General features: G+C 37.7%; 20 protein-coding genes and 1 pseudogene. 9 read left to right on the forward strand and 12 right to left on the reverse strand.

What is annotated here, in order from left to right:
* Positions 1-61: 61 nt before the first annotated feature.
* From NIAKO_RS23895 to NIAKO_RS23920, 6 genes are all read right to left on the reverse strand, one after another.
* On the reverse strand, positions 62-637 hold the full coding sequence (locus NIAKO_RS23895; protein WP_014221031.1) for a DapH/DapD/GlmU-related protein: 576 nt from the start codon (positions 635-637) through the stop codon (positions 62-64).
* A gap of 64 nt (positions 638-701) precedes the next feature.
* Positions 702-1,580, reverse strand: a complete 879-nt coding sequence (locus NIAKO_RS23900; RefSeq protein WP_014221032.1) for a helix-turn-helix domain-containing protein — start codon at positions 1,578-1,580, stop codon at positions 702-704.
* 291 nt (positions 1,581-1,871) lie between these two features.
* Positions 1,872-2,666, reverse strand: a complete 795-nt coding sequence (locus NIAKO_RS23905) for a hypothetical protein (protein WP_014221033.1) — start codon at positions 2,664-2,666, stop codon at positions 1,872-1,874.
* Positions 2,663-3,046 carry a GntR family transcriptional regulator gene (locus NIAKO_RS23910; protein ID WP_014221034.1) on the reverse strand — a complete coding sequence of 128 codons (384 nt, stop codon included), beginning with the start codon at positions 3,044-3,046 and terminating at the stop codon, positions 2,663-2,665. Before NIAKO_RS23910 ends, NIAKO_RS23905 begins: the two co-directional genes overlap by 4 nt.
* Positions 3,047-3,055: 9 nt before the next feature.
* On the reverse strand, positions 3,056-3,850 hold the full coding sequence (locus NIAKO_RS23915) for a hypothetical protein (RefSeq protein ID WP_014221035.1): 795 nt from the start codon (positions 3,848-3,850) through the stop codon (positions 3,056-3,058).
* A gap of 15 nt (positions 3,851-3,865) precedes the next feature.
* Positions 3,866-4,702, reverse strand: a complete 837-nt coding sequence (locus NIAKO_RS23920) for an ABC transporter ATP-binding protein (RefSeq protein WP_014221036.1) — start codon at positions 4,700-4,702, stop codon at positions 3,866-3,868.
* 310 nt (positions 4,703-5,012) lie between these two features.
* Here NIAKO_RS23920 and NIAKO_RS39820 point away from each other — a divergent pair.
* Positions 5,013-5,186: pseudogene (locus NIAKO_RS39820) on the forward strand (single-stranded DNA-binding protein); the annotation flags it as partial.
* A gap of 33 nt (positions 5,187-5,219) precedes the next feature.
* Here NIAKO_RS39820 and NIAKO_RS23930 read toward each other — a convergent pair.
* A complete protein-coding gene (locus NIAKO_RS23930; RefSeq protein ID WP_014221037.1) occupies positions 5,220-6,536 on the reverse strand; it encodes a hypothetical protein in 1,317 nt (438 codons plus the stop codon).
* A gap of 91 nt (positions 6,537-6,627) precedes the next feature.
* On the opposite strand from NIAKO_RS23930, the gene NIAKO_RS23935 reads away from it, so the two are divergent.
* Positions 6,628-7,098 (forward strand): hypothetical protein, encoded by a 471-nt coding sequence (locus NIAKO_RS23935; RefSeq protein ID WP_014221038.1) that lies wholly within the window; start codon positions 6,628-6,630, stop codon positions 7,096-7,098.
* A 594-nt stretch (positions 7,099-7,692) separates the two neighbouring features.
* Positions 7,693-8,454 (forward strand): M23 family metallopeptidase, encoded by a 762-nt coding sequence (locus NIAKO_RS23940; protein WP_165761326.1) that lies wholly within the window; start codon positions 7,693-7,695, stop codon positions 8,452-8,454.
* Between the two features lie 122 nt (positions 8,455-8,576).
* On the opposite strand, the gene NIAKO_RS23945 is transcribed toward NIAKO_RS23940, so the two are convergent.
* Positions 8,577-8,918: a hypothetical protein gene (locus NIAKO_RS23945; RefSeq protein WP_014221040.1), complete on the reverse strand. Its 342-nt coding sequence runs from the start codon at positions 8,916-8,918 to the stop codon at positions 8,577-8,579.
* Between the two features lie 384 nt (positions 8,919-9,302).
* On the opposite strand from NIAKO_RS23945, the gene NIAKO_RS23950 reads away from it, so the two are divergent.
* Positions 9,303-9,749 carry an energy transducer TonB gene (locus NIAKO_RS23950; protein WP_049815598.1) on the forward strand — a complete coding sequence of 149 codons (447 nt, stop codon included), beginning with the start codon at positions 9,303-9,305 and terminating at the stop codon, positions 9,747-9,749.
* A gap of 22 nt (positions 9,750-9,771) precedes the next feature.
* On the opposite strand, the gene NIAKO_RS23955 is transcribed toward NIAKO_RS23950, so the two are convergent.
* Complete coding sequence (locus NIAKO_RS23955) at positions 9,772-10,701, reverse strand: site-specific integrase (protein WP_242675526.1); 930 nt, start codon at positions 10,699-10,701, stop codon at positions 9,772-9,774.
* Complete coding sequence (locus tag NIAKO_RS39825) at positions 10,634-10,909, reverse strand: hypothetical protein (protein WP_394365515.1); 276 nt, start codon at positions 10,907-10,909, stop codon at positions 10,634-10,636. Before NIAKO_RS39825 ends, NIAKO_RS23955 begins: the two co-directional genes overlap by 68 nt.
* A 622-nt stretch (positions 10,910-11,531) precedes the next feature.
* Here NIAKO_RS39825 and NIAKO_RS23960 point away from each other — a divergent pair.
* Positions 11,532-13,031 carry a class I SAM-dependent methyltransferase gene (locus tag NIAKO_RS23960; protein WP_014221043.1) on the forward strand — a complete coding sequence of 500 codons (1,500 nt, stop codon included), beginning with the start codon at positions 11,532-11,534 and terminating at the stop codon, positions 13,029-13,031.
* Entirely contained in the window at positions 13,028-13,642 is a 615-nt protein-coding gene (locus NIAKO_RS23965; protein WP_014221044.1) for a glycosyltransferase family protein, read from the forward strand. The genes NIAKO_RS23960 and NIAKO_RS23965 overlap by 4 nt, the downstream gene beginning before the upstream one ends.
* Positions 13,643-13,738: 96 nt before the next feature.
* Here the strand turns inward: NIAKO_RS23965 and NIAKO_RS23970 are convergent, their stop codons facing one another.
* The gene (locus NIAKO_RS23970; RefSeq protein ID WP_014221045.1) at positions 13,739-14,689 is read right to left on the reverse strand and encodes an HNH endonuclease family protein; all 951 of its coding nucleotides are present in this window, start codon (positions 14,687-14,689) and stop codon (positions 13,739-13,741) included.
* Complete coding sequence (locus NIAKO_RS23975) at positions 14,682-15,617, reverse strand: AAA family ATPase (RefSeq protein ID WP_081196011.1); 936 nt, start codon at positions 15,615-15,617, stop codon at positions 14,682-14,684. Before NIAKO_RS23975 ends, NIAKO_RS23970 begins: the two co-directional genes overlap by 8 nt.
* Positions 15,618-15,623: 6 nt before the next feature.
* On the opposite strand from NIAKO_RS23975, the gene NIAKO_RS23980 reads away from it, so the two are divergent.
* From NIAKO_RS23980 to NIAKO_RS23990, 3 genes are all read left to right on the forward strand, one after another.
* Positions 15,624-16,040: a DUF3885 domain-containing protein gene (locus NIAKO_RS23980; RefSeq protein ID WP_425311432.1), complete on the forward strand. Its 417-nt coding sequence runs from the start codon at positions 15,624-15,626 to the stop codon at positions 16,038-16,040.
* A gap of 202 nt (positions 16,041-16,242) precedes the next feature.
* A complete protein-coding gene (locus NIAKO_RS23985; RefSeq protein WP_014221048.1) occupies positions 16,243-16,809 on the forward strand; it encodes a hypothetical protein in 567 nt (188 codons plus the stop codon).
* Positions 16,810-16,820: 11 nt separating this feature from the next.
* Positions 16,821-17,405 (forward strand): metallophosphoesterase, encoded by a 585-nt coding sequence (locus NIAKO_RS23990; RefSeq protein ID WP_049815601.1) that lies wholly within the window; start codon positions 16,821-16,823, stop codon positions 17,403-17,405.
* Positions 17,406-17,443 lie beyond the last annotated feature (38 nt).

Raw genomic sequence — 17,443 nt, forward strand, 5'->3', positions numbered from 1 at the left:
AAAAGAAGTACGGATACAATTGCTAAAACTGTTATCTTTTCATTTGTCTAATTATTCACGGTTACTCAATTGTTTTAATAATTTTTGCAGGCACACCGCCTACGACTGAATTGGCAGGTACTTCTTTCGATACAACTGCACCCGCCGCTACAATAGCATTTTCACCTATAGTAACAACCGGCAGTATCGTTGCACCTGCACCGATCCATGCATTTTTCCTGATGTGAATGTGTCCGGGAACGAGTGAGTGCCTATTGTTAGGGGAAACCGGGTGTCCTTCGGATAGTAAACTGACTTTGGGGGCTATCAATACATTGTCTTCGATGGTTATTCCTCCTAAATCAAGGAAAACGCAGTCAAAATTTATAAAGACGTTTTTACCGATTTTGGTGTGCTTACCATAATTGATATACAGCGGGGTAAATATGTCAACGCTGTTATCAATTTCTGAGCTGGTGATTTTGCTTAGTAAGTCTCTGATCTCCGCCGGCTCGGCAGCGTTATTTAGTTGAACCAATAGCTTCTTCGTAAGGAAAGAAGCTTCCTTCATTTTGTAGGCTTCCGGGTCGTTTGCGGTTATTATTTCCCCATTCCGTAACCTCTTAAAAATATCTTCAGTATGTTGATTTGATAACATACCGCAAAGGTCTTACAGTAAAGGCCCCTGGAGGTAACGATAATCAAACCAATCATTAAGAATTTCAAACCGCTTGCATTCGCAGTGTCTTGGGGTTGGTTCCTGTTAGTTTTTTGAAGAAGTTGTTAAAGTAAGTAACATATTCAAAGCCAAGTGCATAGGCAATATCGGCAATATTCCAGGCAGTGTGCTGTAGCAGCGCTTTGGCTTCGCTAACAATGCGTTCTGTTATGTGGGTTGTAGTTGATTTGCCGGTTACTTCCTTCACTGCACGGTTCAGGTAGTTTACATGAACATGCAATGCATTTGCATAGTCCTGTGCAGTTTTAAGGCGCAAAGGGTTATCTGCACTCTCAATAGGGAACTGCCTTTCAAGAAGTTCAAGGAAAACGGCTGTGAGGCGTGAAGCAGCATTTTTGTGCTGGTCGTAAAGCTCTGAAGGCTGAAGTTTCAGGGCTTCGTGGATGATGAGGTTGATGTAGTTGCGTATAAGATCATCTTTGAAGGCATAATCACTCTTCTGTTCCTCTATCATACGTTGAAAGATGGTATTGAGAAATAACCTTTGCTTTTCATCGATCTTTAACACCGGGGTACCGCCTATCTTGAACAAAGGAGAATTTTGCAGGCTTTCCGAACGATCAGATGCTTTAAAAAAGTCCTCGGAAAAAAGAACCGTGTAGCCCAAATAAGTGGTGGAAATAGTCTCCCAGGAATAGGGTATGTGCGGATTGCCAAAGAACAAAATAGTGCCTTCCTGTTCAAAACTTCTATCCGCATAATGGATTTTACTTTTTCCTGTGGTCAGGCATATTTTATAAAAATCCTTTCTGCTATACGTCCTGGTGGCGCTACCATCTGCTTCTATCTGAAATACATTAAAGCCTTTCAACTTCAGTTCGTTGTTGAACTCTGAAACCTGCCGCACGATTTTCTTTTCCATATAGCAAAGTTAAGAAAATCAAAGATTAACCGGAGCGCTCACTGAATGGCACGCGGAAAGTTGCATACAGCTTATCCGCTATAATAAAATTAAAGGGCTCTAACAAATTGCAAATTAAAATATTATAAATTCAACGGCTACTCAGTACGAGTCATTGTCAGGTGTACCAAGAATTGATTGGAATCAATAATTAAATTGTTGTCAAAATGATAGTAGTTAGTGAATTTATTGATATGGGCTTGGGCCAACATCTTGTAAGCAACACCGGCTGTGCTAATTAAGTTAGTTTATTTAAAAGCCGGTATGCTTTTGCACCAGATTTTTCTTCATGGTAGCGCCGGAAAGAATAATGGCAGATGAATCAGAAACATCTGCCTTAATTGTATCAATAGATGCATGACCCACATCTACGAAAGATGTTCCTTTTATGGTAGTCTTAAGGGTCTTTATATGAAAGGCATCCCAGCCTTTTACATCGGGAGCTGCTTCACCCTCATTTAGATTTAATCCTGTTGAAGCGATTTTTTTTAGTGTGGGTGAAATTTCAAAAACGATTTGGGTTGTATCGACCGCTTTGATCGAAATATTGTTAAAATCATAGATCAGGCTTTCTACTTCAAAACTTGAATTCCCTGAAATATTAACGGTTAGATCCTTTTGCTTTAGCTTTAATAATTTCAGGTTGGTGTTTGTGCCGGTTACGGATTTTAACCCGGGAGAAAAAATTCGAACTATATCAGTGTGCCTGAGCTGCATCTTCTCATTAATATCCTTGTATTCAGGCGGAAAATTCACGTATAGCGTATCATTTTGCACAATTGTAGTTATCCTTTTCTCCTTATACCCGTTCCATCGTTTAAACACACGCACCGAAGGATTGGCAGCCGGCTCGTAAACAACAGTTGAAATGTTTCCTCCATTTATCACCAAGTGGCTGAAGGCCTGATCATTAATGGTGCCATAAAGGAAATACAACTCCCCTTTACCCTTTCTATTGTACTCATTCTTAAACATCGTTGCTGAAAACACAACGCCAAAGGAAAGTAACAATAACAAACCAATGAGTATCTTTTGCGTTAGTTTCATTTCTTTTTATTTAAAAAGTTATCTTTTACAAATCGCTCGTATAAATCATTCACTTTTTTCATGTCGATCTTTAGCAAATACAGGTTTCGTAACATTTCAGGTAACTCATTTTCCATAAATTGTTCCCGGCGAAAAGAAAGGATGTTTTCTTCTGCATCAGGGCCAACAAAAAAGCCGATTCCCCGCTTATTGACGATAATATTTTTTTGTTGCAAAAAATCATATGCCCGTTGCACGGTATTGGGACTTATTTCAATTAATTCGCCCAAATCGCGAATGCTCATAATTTTTTCTTCAGCCTTCCATTTCTTTAGCAGGATCTGCTCACAGATATACAGGGCAATCTGAATATATATAGCTGGACTATCTTTAAAAACCATTCGAATGTTTTAAAATTCTTTCTCTTTTAATCTGAGTAAAGAAAGACTCCAAAGTATAGCAGGAAGCACAAACCTGAAAATAATTTTTATTTTATCTGCGGTTTCGGGAGAAAGTTCAATGGGCGCCCGGTATTTTCCTACCCATATCCATACAATACTGAATGGAAAAGCCGTTTGCGTATTTTTAATCAACAGGCTTATCACCAATAAATTCAATAAAAAAGTCCCTACTATAACCACACAGATTACCAGTGCTGTTTTAACAAAGGCCGCTTTATTAAAAAACAATGAGCCCAGCATCATGATGCCCGCGAAATTAAAAAACATTGCATAGTTTCCCCAGGCCGTAAAATCTGAAAAGGACAACAAATACACGGCTTCATATTGTTCCTTATAATAAGGAGCATGGTGATCGAGGTTATGATGATATTGCAAAACAAAAGAAAGATCTATCAACCGGAAGAAAGCCAGAAAAAGAAGAAAATAAAGCACGCCTACAATCAAAATGCCCGACAACCATTTTTCCAGCAAAGAAGCCGGCAGGGTTATAAAAGACACACCCACGGCGTTATTGTTGAAATAACTGAAAACAATAGAAGCCATGAGTGATCCTCCAAGCGTCAGCCCTACCAGAAAGGCTGCATTTTGTGCCTCCTCTATTCCCAGCAGCAGCCGTGTCATGAAATACACTATAAAAGTAACGGTAAAGCATAGCAACAGGGTGCCTAATACCTGCATCGTTCTTTCAAGGAAGATCTTTCGCATAAGCCATCCAAAACGGCGTAAACTAAATACATCGTTCATGATTACTAAAATAAGCTAGTTGTTAAAAATGGTTTTCACTATAGCGGGGCTTTCGGTAGCTGCATTAAAGAGTTGTTCAAAATTGATCTTCGCTTCTACTCCGTCCATATTTTTTGTTATAACAGCGCGCCCCTGCAGCACTTCTTCTTCGTAAAGAACCGGTTGATCCTTATAATCCTCCGACACTATTTTAAACGATAGTTTATGACCTATCACCTCAACAGGTGCATTTAACAACAGCTCGCCATTGTCTATAATGATCACCTGGTCTATTAGATTTTCAAGATCGCGCGTTTGGTGAGTGGATATAAAGATGATCCTATCTTCATGCATGGCAGAAGATATCAGTTTGCGAAATCTTTTCTTGGAAGGAATATCAAGCCCATTTGTTGGCTCATCCATGATCAATACACTGGTATTGCAAGCCAGCGCAAACGCAATAATGAATTTTTTTTGCTGGCCAAAGGATAGTTTGTTCAGCTTTTCATTTGTATGTACGTCCAGCTTATCCAGGTAACCATTCAGCTTAGCGCGATCAAATAAAGGATAAAACGGAGCAAAGAGCACCACATAACTGTCTATTGTCAATGCCGGTACATACACTTCCTCGGGAATAAAATAGATGGTTTTTAAAAAAGACGGCTTGCGGTGGAAAGGATTAAAACCATTTATGGAAATAGTGCCTGACGACGGATAAAGCAGACCAATCAAGCTTTTTAGCAATGTAGACTTACCGGCCCCATTTTTACCCAGCAACCCATAGATCTTTCCTGTTTGAAGGGTAAGTTGCAGGTCGCGATATAATAGCTTATTTGCTTTGTAGCCAAAACAAAATTTGTCAAAACGTATCATAGTGTATTAGATAAGTTGTACACCAAAAATACATTCTTTTCTTTTCCTTCCAAATTTTATTTCATTGTGCATTCATTCCCGTTATTATTCTTTCAGCAGTCGACCACACAACCATGATTAGGATAGCCTAAAGGCTGGCGCTTTAAAACATTATCAAAAACTAATACCCGGTGTGCGCAGCAACTCAATCTTTCTACCAATTATTTCGGTGATTTAATAAAAAAAGAAACGGGTAAAACGGCTTTAGAATATATCCAACTGAAGATTATGGCTTGGCTATTGCCTGTAGTTCCGATATACCACCACCTGGCATAACGTGATTGCCTGGGGTAAACTGGCAGATCTTGCCGCAGCCCGCTTTGTCAAAGGCAGCCGCATTATGGTGCGTGGTTCTATTTGTTACCGCAGTTTTAACACCAAAAAAGGCTGTGTTCGTCACCTCGCAGAGATAAAAGCTGGATTCCTGCAAAACCTGGATCGCTAATCCTTTAAAATCCTCTTTTAAGTGGGCAACCAATCAATAAATCTCCCTGCCCTCAATTGTGCTCATATGCAACGAATCCACCTCGCAAAGCCCGTTTGACATAAAACCAATACCAGTTATAAGCCCGCATGAGTTTTTATAGTTAATATAAAATACCCTTTTACCATTTATGCTGATAGTAGCATTTTTGTTAACTACTTTAAATTCCAGATCCTGCCAATTTCTGGGGTCATTTCCTAAAGCTGAAAGATCATTCATTTTCCCGTTTATCTCCTTTTCTCCAAACTGGGTCACTAGCTCACTAGTGCAACCTCTTGGAATAGTCATAAAATACAGGGCCGGGCGCTGGCTAAAAACCTCGACTAACAAATATGGACATGGATCATTTTTCAACTCATCCACCTTTATGCGGCACCTGAGAACAAAATTATCACTGCTGCTTTCAATGTGGGACGGGAAAAAGGCATTGATAAATATATTTTCCTTTTGAACATCGATCCCGCTTTTTACCAGATCATCTTTGGTTAACTTAAAAGACCGGCTTTTTGCATCGTTTGCATGAATATAATATGGCTGTCCCTTAGCGATGCCTTCCTTACCATAAAACACCCACCGGTCAGTGGGTATGCTGACATCCACTGTTTTTATTATTTTATCATTGGCAATCAGCCTGGCTACATGATAGCCGGGCTCATAATAGATATCTGTTAAGGTGTGATTGTGCTTAAATACCCTTACACGACGGTTTTTATCCCATGATTGCTGGATAAAAAAGCTATCCGCTTTCACTGAATCAACATTGTAGTTGAAGACTACTGTGTTAGGAATATCATTACCGGTAACCTTACCTGCAGAGAAAGTTGCCTTGCTAACCATTTCCAAGCCAGGTTTCCGGTCTGCCATTCTGAGACCAAGATAAATTAGGGCAAACAATATAAATGCCCCTGCCAGGATTATGCGAATATTAGTGCCTGCGACGATCAGGGCACGTAAAGCACCAGACTTTTCTTCTTTCGTTACCCGGCTTCGACTAACTTCCTGGTTTTTACTGGTCTTAAAGTTTTGCCAGGTTTGATATCCGGCGGCAGCAGCAATCGCGTCAAGAGTTGCTATTTGAGGCAGGCGTGAAAATTGCCCGTTCATCAATCTTTTTATTGTGGACAAGCTAATAGGCAAACCCGTCTCTGACTCAATCCTATCACTTAAAAAAACAAGGTCACGCTGAACAAGATTGGTTGTGTCCTCAAGCCCTGCTTTTTTACACAATTCATTCATGCAAATACTTACCAGAAGTTGGTCTGTATGTCCTTTTGATTGCGTTTTGACTTGTATTGAACGGCTTTTGAACATGATTTGGAATTGTTGTCAGGTATGTTTGTCTAAGGAAAACGGAGGCTGTAGCGATCAAGGCAAATATAAAAAAAACTTAAAAACGATTACCATGACTAAGTTCTTGAAGGCTGTACATTTAACAGCTTTGTTTGTGGGGACAACAGACATTGTCTCCGCCTTTATTACCGTTTATATTAAGTCGGGAAAATTTCCTGAGAAAATGTTCAATTATATTGCTGCAGGCCTACTAGGCATACCTGCTGCCATAAATAGAGGCACAACCATACAATTGCTGGGCTTACTTATCCATTATTTCATTGCTTTTTCATTTACGCTTCTTTTCTTCCTTGTATTTAGAAAAATAAAATTCTTGGCGTTTAATAAATACCTGGTTGGCATGCTTTACGCTGTTTTTGTCAATCTGGCAATGGATTTTATCTTGAAGCTGACCCCACTTCCGTCGCGCAAATTCAAACTTGCAGAATCATTTATAGATTGGATTATTCTAGGAGTCATATTTGGAATTCCTATAGTCTATAATACCTATAAATATTATGGAGTTCAAAAAACACCGGTCTGACCATCTATTCAAAAGACCTATGCATCTGTTTTACTGAACTAATGCTTTAAAACGTTAAGGTAATAATGCCTCGCCATGGCCATACTCCACCGTTTTATAAGCACACCACCGGATCAACCAAATTGAAGCGATTTAAATTAACTAAATAAATCATATAAAATACCTACTCACCGGCTATGCATTGCCTTTGTGGCAAGGTAAAAAGGCAACTGGTGGCCCTACAAGCCCCTTCAAATTCAACGACTTGAAGGGGCTTGTAAATTTCAGTCGGGTCGGCAGGACAATTGTCGAACTCCTGGATCGAAGATTTGCTAAAATTTAAAAATTATCATTGCATGTTTACACCAGGTTCCAGTGAAAACAAGGCGATGCTCATATAAGTTGTATTTATATGTTGTATTGTTTTCCTACCTAAGGTCTCGGAAAATGTACCAAATCAAGTAATTTCAAACTATACACTCCTCATTCGAGTGTCGGTATTAGTTCAACCTGGACATGGGGAGTATAACTTTAACCATCCACCTAAAAAGAAATATTTGCATGAAAGTATTTTTCTGTAGTCTTTTCCTGTGTGTTAACCTGGTTTTCAGCGGCATGGCTCAAACGACAAAAGTATTTTACGAAAAAAAGGAACAGGAATTTGTGATCTATGCCGACAATAATGAGTTGTGCCCTGTATCCCTTATTATAAACCTGGATTTGTCAAATCTGGCTTTCTCTGATAAGGATAAAAAAGTTTTTGTAATCCCACCCAAAACTGAACGATTCAGAATTGGTAAACTGACACCAGTGAATAAAAACGATGGAACAAAATTCAGTTACAATTACAAAACTGCGCTGGGCGATATAACGGTAAAAAAATACGATACATCGTTTGTATATGATCTACCATTTCAAAAAGGTAACTTATTCAGGGTTCATCAGGGATACAACGGTATATTTTCCCATCAAAATGAAAAAGCCATTGACTTTACAATGCCCGAAGGCACTGAAATATTAGCGGCCAGGGAAGGCAGAGTTGTTCAAATTGTACAAAATAACACCGAATCGTGTCCAAACGAAGAATGCAAAAAATATAATAACCATATTATAATCATGCATGCTGATGGTACTTTTGGATGCTATGCTCACATAAAATACAACGGATCAAAAGTGAAACCGGGAGACTACATACAGAAAGGGAGTGTTATTGGGTACAGTGGAAATGTTGGGTGGTCAAGCGGACCGCATTTACATTTTGCTTGTTTTCTGCCAGCATTTGACAAATGGCAAACACTGGAAACCAAATTCAGGATTGACAACGGAGAGAATGTTGTACTCCTAATGGAAGGGAAAGAGTACAAGAGGGATTATTAATCTGCGGCAAAAACTTGACAGTGGAGATTTCCGCCCGTTTTATACTTTTACTTTAAAAGACTTGAAATAAAATTGCGGCACAAATACTTGTACAAAATGTATTAGTGACTGCTGATAGGAATTTAAATGTGTTGAGGAATAAACCAGTCAAGATTATCTTTTATTTCCTTCAGTGGTTGCAATGGGTTTGAATGCGGAAACCTCAAAATGGGGCAATCACCATCTAAAAATAAAAATGCTTTATGCCACTCAATAAAGTTTTTAGGAAATATAACATTAATCTGTTGCGCCAGTTTTAGATATTCACTTTCACTTATCCTTCCATCTATTAATTGCCATTCGAACCAGCCATCTATATCAACGCTCGATTGCATCATTTCTTTAGGCGTATCTATTGTAAATACTGCTTTAGGGCGAAAAATCTTCAAATACGACTTGAAAAATTGGATTATCAGGTCTGTCATATTTAAATTTCGAGAGTAACCGATTTTAAATTACTGTTGTACAACAATCGAAAATAACAAAAAGCCAGGTAACCCGGCCTTTTTAATACAAAACAGTTATCTATTTATTTTGAGACTTTTTAAAAGATTCAGGCACCCCCACTTTCTTCAGAACCCAATTATGTTTAGCTGTGTATCAGTACTTTTTAATTTGGCAGTCGTTAACTGCCAAATTAAAAGCACTATTATTAATCTTTATTAGAAACAACTTCCTCACCTTCCTGTACTAACCACATCCATCTCTCTTTATCCACAACTCTTTAATCTTACTATTTTTTTATGGAATGCCTTTAATTGCGCATCCATATAGTAAAACAAGAAATAATCCCTACACTTTATCATACTATGAAACAACTTATATCCATCATCTTAACGTTGATGATATTTTCAAGTTGCGGGAAATTTGATTCAGAGAAACGGACTTCACCCGTCGAAATCAAGGGTGATACAGTTACTGAAAACGAAAATAATGATGCATTTATTTGTGAGTTTCCCATTCCCGCTGAATTTCCAGGTGGAAATGTTGCCTGGCTTAAGTTTCTGAAACGAAACCTTGTTTACCCTGAAATTGCAATAGATCAAAACATTCAGGGAACTGTAATCGTACAATTCAAAGTTTGTACCGACGGTACCCTTTGTGATATAGAAGCCATTAGCGGACCGAATGAACTAAAGGAAAGTGCAGTTAAGGTTATTAAAAAGTCGCCGAAATGGACTCCAACTTCCCTTAATGGGTGTAATGTCATTGATTATAAAAGGCAACCCATAATTTTTCATATGGAGTATGAATAATGCAATTTACTCCCAGTTCAAATCAACCATTAATCAACCGCATCCCATCCCTCTTTATCCACAACTCCTTAATTTTATTAGCCGCCTCTTCCGATGAAATGCGGATATACTTATAAAAATCCTTTGTTCGTTTATGCCCACTAATCTTTATGATCAACTCAACGGGTGTGCCGGCAAGGAATTCATTGGTGCAAAAGGAGCGGCGGGCAGTATGCGAAGTGATCCAGTCGTATTTTGGTTTAACGACCTCAATACTTTTGTTTCCTTTTTTGTAGGAGAATTTAATGGAGCGGTTCAGTCCAGCTAGTTTGCCAATGGTTTTAATGTGCCGGTTAAATTCTGGATTGGTGAGTGCGGGTATGCGCTCGCGGAATTGACGAGTGAAAATGTGATTTGCTTCCACGCGCAAAGGGATAATAACCCAGTGATCTGATTTCTCCTGCTTTTTATACAGCATATCCCGTTGCAGATCTTCAGGCTTTAAAGTGGAGAAGTCGGAGAAGCGCAAGCCAGTCAAGCAGGCCAGGACAAACAGGTCTCGGTATTCGATCAGGTGAGGATGATCAGAAAGATTAGCCTGGTAAATGGCTATTATTTCCTGATGGGTTAAATAGATGGCATCGCTTTCTTCTTCGGGTATTTTGAAATCCGTGAGGTCGATGGGTGCAATGATCTTTCTTTTCACCCGGTCTTTTAAAAAGCCGCGCAGGTGTTTGATGGTTTTACCAATGGTGTTCAGCTTTAAGCCCGTTAATGCCTCCCGGCGGCGCATATGCACGTGCTCAAAAGTGAGGTAGTCAATAAAGTCGTGATAGAAATTAAAATCAAAACTGGCGAAGGTGATCTTTTCCTGCCTATACTTTTCAAATGCCTGCAAATGCCCCTTAACGTTTGAATAAACAGTCAGCGTAGCCTTGCTTACTTTTTCTCTCCTTGGTTTTGATATACTCATCAAACTGGTAATAGATATCATGCTTCGCTTCTTTCTTTGCCGTTTCCTGTTTGGCAACCGTAGTTATTCGTTCATCCAGAGATTGTAAATCGAGAGTGGGGGTAAAAGCCTTTTTTACAAAAGCTCCTTTATCGGCTATCTGTTTTCTGGCTGCTTCTACAACCAGGTCTTCCACCAATCGCTTTTGACGAAGTAATTCATCATTCAATTTTACCGGGCTACCATATTCAGCTGGTAGCTGCGGTGATACACGTAATTGTTTGGGATGCCAGTACTGCAGTGGGATGTAAATGCCGGTGTTTAATAGTGTACGATTTGTTGCACTAAAACAGTACTGTAAAAAAATCGGCGCAGTTCCATCTTTTCGAACTCTCTTTGTTCTGCAAATCGCCGCGCTGTTATGAATATCTGAAAATCAACCGCCTAAAAGTAAAGATGGGTAAAAAGCAAAAAGGTCCACCATAGCTGATGAACCTCTTTTGCGGACCGGACGGGATATGTGCGGCCGTTATATCTTCAGGAAAATCAGCTATTTAATTTTTCGGTCGATTTTTTGGTCGATTCAATGAGCTGGAGAAGCTTATTCTTACCTGGGTTGGTTCAGGTAGACGTTAAGGGGCAAAGTTAGAAATTTATTTTGCAAATTTTTATGCCCCATTGCTTATCTCGTTTGCAATTGGGTAAGACGTGGCACAGAAAAAGTGTACACGTAACGCATTTAAGATTTTGAACATATTGATGAAAGAACCTTTGGTGAATAGCGAAAAGGTAATTAAATAAGTTGTGGGTTAATTAAGCTACCTTTATAAGTACTAACGCACAAATGCCATATGCCCAAAAACCGTTCTCCCAAAAACGATACGCAAAAATCTGCCGATATCGTTGAAGCACTTGGTCGGCCGGAACCACCACAAGATCGCGAAGGAAAAAATGGCGACCCACAACTAGCAGCCCTTACATCTTTTTTATTAGGTTTAAAAACCAATAATACAGTAAGCGAAAAACGCGTATTAGTAGATTTTGGATGTGGGAATGGTGTACTGCCAAATTTGCTTGAAAGCATTTATAATGACGCTCCAGATTCGCTTCCCTTTTTATGGGCAGTTGACTTACCGGAACCATTGTCTCGGCTTGCTTTACCGTTAGAAATACATAATCGTTCAGAGAAGTGTACATTAGAAATGTTTTATAACAATAAACTAATAAACAATAGCAAAGAAATTACCGAGATAGTTATCCGCAACGTTTTGCATGAAATGACCATCAAAGAGACAGCAGAACTATTTGACCGCCTAATAAAATACCTGCCAGTACACACAAATATTTACATCCAGGATATGGCCCGCTTACCAAAACAAGAACGAGGCAATGCGGCATGGAGTTTCGAACTATTGAAACAATGTCTTGAAGAAATGGGGTTCACTGTATCAGGCCACCAGCTTTACAGTCATTCAGGTATTCCCTGGTTTTCAATGAACTGTCAACTACCAACCTCGAAGAAGGATGCCAACATGCTTGACATCATTGCAAAATATCGCAGTAAGCAACTTACCGACATCCGGAACAAAGGAAAAGAGCTTACTAAAGTGTTCGAGAATACCTCTGAGATAATCAGCCTTAGCCTTGACTGTCTAGCATTAGATGTACAATTAGATGAAATTGGATGGTTTAACGATTCACCCACTGTTTCGTTAAAAGATCTTAATATACCACTTACAGCACTAAGCAAGTCTCCAACTGAATATGCAGCTATGACTAATGCGGAGATTGCAAGCCCTTCAGGATTAGTAGCCATGCTTTCGACAAAAAACATGCTCGATTTTCCAACCTTGATTAAGAATGCTAAAGAAGAAATTTCGTTTGGCGGTTATTCGAACCGGCCCCTATTCTTAAAGATAGAAAATAAAACAGCGCTCAAAGAAGCAATAGGCAAAGGAATTAAAGTAAAAGTTTTGGTGGTAAATCCACAATCGACTGCGGCCCAATTAAGAGCTAACGAGCCATTGTATAAAGACCCTAAGAATTTAATCGAGTCAATTAATAACACTATAGAACAAGGCAAAAACTATTTTCGAGAACTTCAACTTCATTATGGAGAATTTATAGCTTCAAAATATTATGATTTACGCGCTTCGTCACGTATACCGAAATGGTCTTACTTTATCATTGATGATAAGTGTTATCTAAGTTTTTATTCGATGAGCTATTCAGGAAGCTCTGGTCCCTGTTTTGTCTTTCAAAATGTAGGGGAATCCCTGCATAATTATTACCATGTTGTTAGACAGGAATTTTTGACATTGTTTGAAGAAAGCAATAATCTATTAACATGAGTGAAATAAAATCATTTATTGCAGCAGGTGGTTCGGGCAGTCGATTATCACTGGGGTATCCTAAAGCAGGTTTAAAATACCACGGTCATACATTGCTTTACTGGTCAGTTGTTAATATGCTAGATGCAGGTTTAGAGTTTATACAGATATTTGTAAATCATCCGGATTGGCTATCAAGGTTCCAAGAAGAAATGAACCAATTACCACATTTACATTTTATGCTCGATAAAGGGTTTAACAACACATTCCAATTGTTCAAAATATATAGCTCAACTCAAGGAGGACGACATTTTTTTACATATGGCCATAGCCCTCGACCTGTAAAGTGCTATAAAAGATTTGCAGCTTCCAATACCCTCCTTGGCATCTCTTTGGTTCCTACAACCTCCAAGGCTGAAAAAATCGAATATTCGCCATTTCAATTTATTGAACCCCCTTACTTGTTGAATTGCGATCAGTTAAATCTTGAAGCTAACAGCTGGAAACATTTTTTTTACAATAATTGTAAGTTCATCTCACCCATTATAAATCATCTAATTCCAGAATTTAACTTTAGGCATGAATGGCTGCAGTACCGTTATTACTTGCATACACAACGGATTGCAGTATAGATACACAATTAAAGATACTTTGTATTTTTTTTGAATTTGTCAGTAAATGAGATTATTCATAAATAATATGCCTCTCCTATTCACATCTACAAAAAATTAATTTATTATTCCAAGCTCTCTTCCGATATCCTGATAAAGCTTCGCAAGCGGCCGCTTATGAACATCATCTGCACGAGAGTAATTTCCAAGTATTAATCGATCAATCTCAAAATCGTCAATCTTTAATCCACTGTAAGATTTTAAATATTTTCTATAAGCTTTTGTATAACGGCCTTTGCTCTTAATTATTAGTTCTAATACATGATCACCATGCTGTTGATATAATTTTTCCAATTTAAACACTCTATTATGATCATGCAGCATTGATTTAAAAAAGACTTTCACACCAAATTTATTCGTTAATGGACTTAATATACTCACATTAGCTGCATCATACGAAAACATAAAGGAGCTAATTTCACTAAACAGATACGGATTTATTAGCCCCTCCTCGATAGGATCTAATTGCCCTTTTGCCTCTATACCATTACAAGTGGAACAACTTGGTATTAGATTATAGAATGAAATAGCTAAATATGGATACTTACCCTTAGGGTAGAAATGATCGATTTCGGGTTTTATTGGAGCTGCATCCTGACCTGAAAGATAATATATATAATTACGGTTACAATAAGCACATGTATCTAATTTAATCCGTTTGATAAAATCAAGCTTATTGAAATATGCAAAAGAATCATACAAACTAATTACAAAAAGATTGTACAGAATAGCCATATCATTAGCCCTATGATCAGCACTAATATATACCCTTTCATAAAGCTGAATTATACCTGGCATATCTTCAGCCTTAACATTAACCAGCTGTTTAATATTAGTATCAACCAACATACTATCTAAAAAAAGATTCAATTCGTCACTGGGCATTATTCTCACACCATTTTCGACAACTCCATTATCTAGAATCCTCTCAGCACGACTTTTAATTCTTTCCTTTACAGATATGAAATGTTGTTCTACCGCTTTAGGATTCAATTTTAACTTAATCATTGTTTTGTTCCCGTTTTAACATTTTCAACCTATCTTCCAGAAGCTTAATCTCCTCTTTACGAGTTATAGGTATAGTCTTTCTATTTAACATTTCAATTAATTTTTCTCGAAGAAAATCTTCACCTATGAGAGAAATTGTTTTTAACAACTCAGTATACTCCTCCGTCTGAACCGGATCTGATTCTTTCTGTAATCTCTCTATAATTGTATTTATTTTGTATTGAGAATATTCGCCCACAAGCCCGTCATTAAGAAAAAAACCTTTAGCTAGTAGTTCATGGATATTACCTCCGAAAGTCAAGCCAATATCATCGGCTGGTATTGGCCCCCCTTTATTTAAAAATAATATATTCTTACTTGGAATATCTGAAAGAACAAATGGAGAATGCGTTACCATTATTATTTGAATATGTTCAATATTATGCAATTTTAGTTGACGAATTGACTCAATAATATGTTGAACAAATCTCTTCTGCATCTCTGGATGGAAATACAATTCAATTTCCTCAAGTATAATCAATACACGATTATAATAATTCAAACCATGATTACTCCTTCTAATAGAATCCAAATTATTTAAATGATACAAAACTGTACTTATGCAATAGTTCCACTGTTTCTCACCAGAGCTTAATTCACCCAAAGTAACAGCTGCACCAGTATCAATATTAGTCATTTGAATTTGCGTAGAGAATATTGGAGGCGGCAGCAATTCAATTAACTCTTTGATATTCCGTTTATTCTTTTCAGACATCAAGTCATAAACCGTTTTACCAAAGCTATCTAAATCTAAAATCTTAGCATCATGATCAATATGTCCGAAGCGGATAAAATTTATTGCCTGTTTGAATTTAAATGCTATGTGACTAGGATCAAAATCCAAGCTCGACAAGTATTCATTTAAAAAATTATTATTTAATACCAGGATTCAAACATCTTCGAAGTAGACAGGAAATATTTATATAAACAATTTCCCAGTCATCTATTTAATGGATTTTATAATCAGTTAGAATCCGTAAACAGCTGCATGATCATAAAAGATGAAAATGGGAATGAGGCCATGGAAAAATATGAAGCAAGAATAATTATCGGAAAATTGCCTGTCAAAGATATCAATATCAGGAATATACTAAATGGAATTGGAAATACTGAAATGGGAATTGATTCCGGCATTGACCAAAGTATATACTTTTTTGACCCACTAACCGACAAAGGATTTCATATGTATGACGACAGGGGCTGCTATGTATGGAGTAATAGTGCAGATAAAATCCGCGACATTTATATTAATAGAAATAATTGGATAGTCGATTACCATAGGCCGGAAATTGATAAATACTTTAATAAATGATAAGTAAAGAAATAGATGAAAAATTGGGTATTAATATTTATGCTACCCGTATTGGTTGCAGGTTGCAGGTTGCAAAACGGACAAAAAAGATACATCTAAACTGAATATAGTTCTTTACGGCTACGATTCTATCGCCTGTTATTATGGGAATAGTATTGAATTGACGGATTTGAGATATGGAAAAATAACCGACTCACAATTCATGGATACGATTTTAACTAATGCAAGAGACCGAAAACCGGGTCTGATTGTGTTAAAGCCTGGAGATGGAGCCTCAGTCCTTGGAAATTGGGAACAACTGGATACACTATTTAAAATAAATAATTTTGAGAACAGAAAAATAGACACGCTTGACGAAAAAGAACAGAAATTCTTTAATACTACATCGATAATTCCCTGGCTGAAAGAACATGAAAAGCCATTGAACCTTTTTTTACCAAAGGAAGAAAATGAGCATATTGTTGTTCCAACAGACAAAACACTGGTAGTTCTTATTCTTAATGAGCAGGAAGCATACGCCTATAATGGAGCTGTAATGAAAAATGGAAGAAAATACTCCTATGAAGAACTGGGATTATACCTGAGAATAAAGAAATCACGTTCTGGCTTTCTTGTTGTACTCAAGCCTGGCGAAAAATGTTCTTACAAAAGTACTGTAGATATGCTAGACTTAATGACGCTCCATAAGGTAAAGAATTATAAAATGGAATCCCCTACTAAAGAGGAACAGACTCTTATTGATGAACTGTTAGAAACAAAAGTTGAATAAGCTGATATACTATGAGTACCTATGTCATCGGAGATCTACATGGACAATATCAATCTCTTAAACAGTGCCTGGCCAGATGCAATTTTGATTATAATCAGGATACGCTTATCCAGTTAGGTGATGTAGTTGATGGCGGAGACGAAGTTTTTGATTGTGTGGAAGAGCTTTTAAATATAAAAAATCTTGTAACACTAAAAGGCAATCACGATGATTGGTTCCTGGATTTTATCAAGACAGGGTTCCATCCGGCAGCCTGGGCTTATGGGGGCGTTAGTACTATTAATTCGTATGCAACAAAGGCGGGAAAAGTTCCGGTTACCAGAAAAACACGTCAGGGATACAAAACATCATTCAATCCTGAGGACATTCCAATAGCACACAGACAATTTTTTGAAAGCCAAAGACTCAATCATATTGTCAAAAACAACAACTGTTTTGTCCATGCTGGTTTTAATCCTTTTCAGCCTTTTCATGAGCAACCTGCCACAATTTTTTACTGGGATAGAATCCTATGGCAATCTGCAATGAATTGGCAAACAAAAGCAAATCAAAACAGCGAGATTGAACCATTTGGGGATAGTTACAAAATTCAATAATATATTTATTGGGCATACTAACACAATGCTATGGGGAA

It is taken from the genome of Niastella koreensis GR20-10, from assembly GCF_000246855.1.
Taxonomy (GTDB): Bacteria; Bacteroidota; Bacteroidia; order Chitinophagales; family Chitinophagaceae; genus Niastella; species Niastella koreensis.